This is a genomic window from Microcystis sp. M090S1 (assembly GCF_020246295.1).
Lineage (GTDB): Bacteria > Cyanobacteriota > Cyanobacteriia > Cyanobacteriales > Microcystaceae > Microcystis > Microcystis aeruginosa.
Genome location: NZ_JADBTF010000410.1, coordinates 1 through 5,150, shown reverse-complemented (window position 1 = coordinate 5,150; position 5,150 = coordinate 1). Strand labels below are relative to the sequence as shown.

At 45.4% G+C, this 5,150-nt stretch carries 6 protein-coding genes; 4 read left to right on the top strand and 2 right to left on the bottom strand.

Annotated features, from left to right (window positions below):
• Together IM477_RS18125 and IM477_RS18120 are read left to right on the top strand one after the other, a co-directional pair.
• A partial coding sequence (locus tag IM477_RS18125; protein WP_287732932.1) for a zinc ribbon domain-containing protein occupies nucleotides 1-283 on the top strand: 283 nt, incomplete at its 5' end.
• Between the two features lie 60 nt (nucleotides 284-343).
• Nucleotides 344-1,558 carry an ABC transporter permease gene (locus IM477_RS18120; RefSeq protein WP_125732264.1) on the top strand — a complete coding sequence of 405 codons (1,215 nt, stop codon included), beginning with the start codon at nucleotides 344-346 and terminating at the stop codon, nucleotides 1,556-1,558.
• A gap of 5 nt (nucleotides 1,559-1,563) precedes the next feature.
• Here IM477_RS18120 and hisD read toward each other — a convergent pair whose 3' ends face one another.
• On the bottom strand, nucleotides 1,564-2,820 hold the full coding sequence (gene hisD, locus IM477_RS18115) for a histidinol dehydrogenase (protein ID WP_287732931.1): 1,257 nt from the start codon (nucleotides 2,818-2,820) through the stop codon (nucleotides 1,564-1,566).
• 70 nt (nucleotides 2,821-2,890) lie between these two features.
• The gene (locus tag IM477_RS18110; protein WP_287732930.1) at nucleotides 2,891-3,094 is read right to left on the bottom strand and encodes a hypothetical protein; all 204 of its coding nucleotides are present in this window, start codon (nucleotides 3,092-3,094) and stop codon (nucleotides 2,891-2,893) included.
• Nucleotides 3,095-3,119: 25 nt separating this feature from the next.
• On the opposite strand from IM477_RS18110, the gene accC reads away from it, so the two are divergent.
• Both accC and IM477_RS18100 read left to right on the top strand, forming a co-directional pair.
• Nucleotides 3,120-4,466: an acetyl-CoA carboxylase biotin carboxylase subunit gene (gene accC / locus IM477_RS18105; protein ID WP_287732929.1), complete on the top strand. Its 1,347-nt coding sequence runs from the start codon at nucleotides 3,120-3,122 to the stop codon at nucleotides 4,464-4,466.
• 43 nt (nucleotides 4,467-4,509) lie between these two features.
• Complete coding sequence (locus tag IM477_RS18100) at nucleotides 4,510-5,079, top strand: Uma2 family endonuclease (RefSeq protein WP_287732928.1); 570 nt, start codon at nucleotides 4,510-4,512, stop codon at nucleotides 5,077-5,079.
• Nucleotides 5,080-5,150 lie beyond the last annotated feature (71 nt).

Here is a 5,150-nt window from a genome sequence, read left to right as displayed (position 1 = left end):
TTTTGGCATTAAATACGGCCGATTAACTATTGCAGTTAATCCAGCCTATACTAGCCAAGAATGCTTTAATTGTGGTCGGTTAGTCAAAAAGTCTCTATCAGTCAGAACTCATGTTTGTTTGTGTGGGTATATAGAAGATAGGGACAAGATGGCGGCATTAAATATACTCAAAAAAGCTACGATAGGGCATATCGGAAACTGGTCGTCAGACCTAAACGCTTGGGGAGATTTAAGCTCTATCTTGGTTGGTAGCAATACCTGTCAAGACAACTTGAGTCAATGAACCAAGAATCCCTCGCATAAGCGCGACGGGAGTGTCAATGATCACTGAATATAACTAACCATGGAAATGCTAGAAAACCTGAAAATGGCTTTTTCCGCTTTGATGGGCAATAAACTGCGTAGTGGTCTGACCATGCTAGGAATTGCTATCGGTAACGCCTCCGTCATTGCCCTAGTGGGGGTGGGTGAAGGAGCGCAAAAAGTCGCCCTCGAGCAGTTTGAAGCTCTCGGACCGAATGTTTTATTTGTTTCCACCTCCTCGCGCAATGTCCGGCGGACAATTCCTAATCCCCGGCCTCTCACCTACGAAGATGCTCAAGCGATCGCATCTCAAGTTCCCGCCATTGCCGCCATTTCTCCCGAATTGAGCGGTAAAAGAATTTTATCCTTCGGTAATAGAACCAGTAATAGCCCCCTAATCGGGGTGGGAGCCGAGTACCTAAACGTGCGTAACCGTCAACTATCTAAAGGTAGATTTATTATGGAATCTGACCTGAAACGGGATAATCGGGTGATTGTCTTGGGATCGGAATTAGCCAAAAATCTCTTTGGTAATCGCAATCCCGTCGGCGAAAATCTTCGCATCGGCAATCTTAGTTTTCAAGTCATTGGAGTTTTACAGGCGAAAGGCTCCTTATTTGAGGCTAATCAGGACGATCGAGCTTTAATTCCCCTAACTACCATGTCTAATCAGGTTCAAGGCCGCAGAGCTATCTATGGCATTCCCCTGACTCATATTTCTGTCTTGGCCAAAAACTCTGCCCAAATTAAAGCCGCTCAGTTTCAGATTAGCAACCTGCTGCAAATGCGTCATCAGGTCAGCGACGAGAATTATGTGCAGGTTTTCCCCCAAACCGCAGTCCTAGAAATGACCAAAGAGACTAACGAGAGTTTAACTAGAATGTTAGCCTCGATCGCCAGTATTTCCCTTTTTGTCGGGGGAATCGGCGTAATGAATATTATGCTCGTGTCAGTCACGGAAAGAACCCAAGAAATCGGGTTAAGAAAGGCTTTAGGAGCGAAAGAAGGGGATATAAAAGGTCAATTTCTCATTGAATCGGTGATTTTAGCCACCACTGGCGGAATTATCGGGATTTTTGTCGGCATTCAAGGAATGTATCTAGCGGGAATTTTTGCCGCTTTAACCACCAGTGTCTCAATCCCTGCGATAATTCTCGCTTTAGGAGTTTCTAGTGCCATCGGTCTAATTTTCGGTGTTGTTCCCGCTCATCGTGCCGCTAAATTAGACCCAATAGTTGCTTTGAGAAGATTATAGTTTCTCTAGGTCTTATCCTGACCTCGGGATTCTATACCCGCGTCCGTTGTCGTAAAGCCCTCCGCTTGCGCTAATATTTGCAGATTGTGGGCTATGGAGGCGAAAGAATCGGCAGGATATTCGATTAAAGTGGCGGAATCGAGAAAAGTTTCCACTCCCACGGGACAACCCAAATAATCAGCCACCGCTTTTGGAGTAGTGGAACCGAGGAGAATAGTTCCCGATTGTCTCACAGAAGATAGCTTTTCCCAAGGCTCATCGATCATCAAAGATAAATGGGTGGGAGCAAAAAGATTCGATAATTCGATCGCTTTCTCCAATGATTCCACCACCACGATTAAACCATAATGAGCGATCGCTTTTTCCGTTAACAATCTCTGGGGATGTACCTGTAACTGTTTTTGCACTTCTTCCTGTACTATTAGGGCCAAAGCCTTATCCGTCGTCAATAAAATCGCTGCTGCCAGGGAATACTGTTCCGCTTGCGCTAATAGATCTAGGGCCAACTGCTTGGGATTGGCTTGACTATCGGCAATAATAACCAAATCAGAAGTAATAGAGAGATAATCGATTTTTACATGGTCAGAAACCAGTTTTTTAGCCAAATTAGTATAAAAATCACCTATTCCGGCAATCATCTCCACGGGAGCGATCGTTTTTGTGCCGTAGGCTAAAGCGGCGATCGCCTGTGGTCCAGCCACCCGATAAATCTCACTAATACCCACCGATTGGGCTGCCACTAAAATCGCTGGATGGATGCGTAAATCCTCATCGGCAGGAGATACCATGACAATCCGTTTAACCCCCGCTATTTTGGCAGGAATCGCCTGTTGGAGCAATAAACTGAGATAGGCCCGTTTCCCATCGGGAACGACAATTCCCACGCTGTTAACCGGTTGATAACGTTTCCCCCGAACCGTACCATCCTCAGGAAACTGGACCCAAGCTTTGGGAAGACGCTGACGATGAAAAGCCTCCATTTTTTCACAGGCAACGGCGATCGCATTTAATAAATCCTGCGACACCTGTTGATAAGCAGCATCGAGTTCCGAGCCACTCACCTTTAGTTGTTGTAGATTAAGGGACTGTTGGTAGAATTTTTCCGTGTAATCCACCAACGAGCGATCGCCAGAAAGTCGCACCTGCTCGACAATCTCTCGGACAAGCGATTCCTTTTCCCGAATTTCCGGATCGTCGAACCGTTCCCGAATTCGTCTCAGTTCCGTTCTGGCTGACCATGGCTCTGTGATAATTCGCAACATCGAGCTATTATCCTCTAGGGGCGAAACGAGATTAAAAAGTTTTCACTCCTCACACTCTAGCTTATCGCTTTCAATCTTGACCGGGGAGGGAGACAAAGTCGGTTAATTTAGCCGTCAGGAGATAGGAGTCAGGAGTCAGGAGATAGGAGATTATTTTATTTATTCTCCCCACACCCCACTTCCCCACACCCCACTTCCCCACACCCCACTTCCCCACTTCCTCATTTCCCCAAGGTAACAAAACCAGATATTCTACTAAATAGTCGCCTATCACACCAGCCTGATCTCGTGGTCGTCCAATGCAGTTTGCCAAGATATTAATCGCCAATCGCGGGGAAATCGCCTTAAGAATCCTTCATAGTTGCGAAGAATTGGGCATTAGAACCGTTGCCGTCCACTCTACCATCGATCGCCATGCCCTTCACGTTCAACTGGCCGATGAGAGTGTTTGTATTGGTCCGCCCCCAAGTAGCAAAAGTTACCTAAATATCCCTAATATCATCTCGGCTGCCCTAACACGCAACGCCACGGCGATCCATCCCGGTTACGGTTTTTTGGCAGAAAACGCCCGCTTTGCCGAAATTTGTGCCGATCATCAGTTAACTTTTATCGGTCCGTCTCCCAGTGCTATTCTGGCTATGGGGGATAAATCTACCGCTAAAAAAACCATGCAAAAAGCGGGAGTTCCCACTATCCCCGGCAGTGGTGGTTTAATTACCTCAGAAGCGGAAGCAAAACGTATCGCTGATGACATCGGTTATCCTGTCCTGATTAAAGCCACCGCCGGCGGTGGAGGGCGTGGGATGCGTCTTGTCAAGAGTTCAGATGAACTAGGTAATATGTTAAAAGCCGCCCAAGGGGAAGCAGAAGCGGCTTTTGGCAATTCAGGAGTATATCTAGAAAAATTTATCGAATGTCCCCGACATATCGAGTTTCAGATTTTGGCCGATAGTCACGGTAACGTGATCCATTTAGGAGAAAGAGACTGTTCGATTCAGCGACGACACCAAAAACTGCTAGAAGAGGCACCCAGCCCCTTCTTAACGCCCCATTTACGCTCAAAAATGGGTAATGCCGCCGTTAAAGCCGCTAAATCGATTAATTACGTCGGGGTGGGAACTGTGGAATTTTTAGTCGATAAACAGGGCAATTTTTACTTCATGGAAATGAACACCCGTATTCAGGTGGAACACCCCGTCACGGAGATGATCACGGGGATAGACCTGATCCGAGAACAAATTATGGTGGCACAGGGCGAAAAACTGCAAATTAAGCAAGATCAGGTGATATTTAGAGGGCATTCGATCGAGTGTCGCATTAATGCCGAGGATCCCGATCACAATTTTCGCCCTCACCCCGGCAAAATTAGCGGTTATCTGCCCCCCGGCGGTCCCGGTGTCCGCATGGATTCCCACGTTTACACCGATTACGAAATCCCCCCCTATTACGATTCCCTAATTGGGAAATTAATTGTCTGGGGAGAAAATCGCGAAACTGCGATTAAACGCATGAAACGCGCCCTGCGGGAATGTGCGATCACGGGAGTACCGACGACTATTGATTTCCATCGTAAAATATTGGAAACTCCCGCCTTTTTAGCCGGAGATGTTTACACTAATTTCATCCAAGAACATCTCTTGCCCTAGCGCGTTACCATGAATTTTAGACGAGAGTAGGTTGGGGATAATAATGACAGTAGAAGTTAAATTTAACTCGTTTCAACTCAGCGATGAACAGTTCTTTCAACTTTGTCAGGATAACCGAGATTTGCGCTTGGAACGCAACCCAAAAGGAGATTTAATTATTATGCCACCGACTGGAGGAGAAACCAGTAATTCTAACGCTGGAATCACTGCCCAATTATGGTTATGGAATAACCTAAATAAATTAGGTGTAGTTTTTGATTCTTCTGGAGGATTTAAACTACCGAATGGGGCCGATCGCTCTCCCGATGCTGCTTGGATACCTTTAGAAAAATGGCAAGCTTTAACCCCACAACAAAAGGAAAGATTTTTACCTCTATCTCCCGATTTTGTCATTGAATTAATGTCTGCTAGTGACAACATAGAAACCGCTAGGAAAAAAATGCAGGAATATTTAGATAATGGGACTCGTTTAGGTTGGTTAATCAATAGAAAAACTAGAGAAGTGGAAATTTATCGTCAAGGACAGGCAGTAGAAATTTTAACTAATCCAGAGAGTTTATCGGGGGAAAATATTTTATCTCAATTTGTCTTAGAACTTGATAGTATTTGGTAATTATATAATCCTATAAAAGAGAATCTAAACATGATGACAGTAGTAGAAATTAAATTTGAATCTTGGCAACT

Bases quoted from the DNA above. Each gene is read 5' to 3' on its own strand.
- IM477_RS18120 (WP_125732264.1), top strand. From the start codon at position 344: ATGGAAATGCTAGAAAACCTGAAAATGGCTTTTTCCGCTTTGATGGGC.
- IM477_RS18100 (WP_287732928.1), top strand. From the start codon at position 4,510: ATGACAGTAGAAGTTAAATTTAACTCGTTTCAACTCAGCGATGAACAG.
- hisD (WP_287732931.1), bottom strand. From the start codon at position 2,820: ATGTTGCGAATTATCACAGAGCCATGGTCAGCCAGAACGGAACTGAGA.
- accC (WP_287732929.1), top strand. From the start codon at position 3,120: ATGCAGTTTGCCAAGATATTAATCGCCAATCGCGGGGAAATCGCCTTA.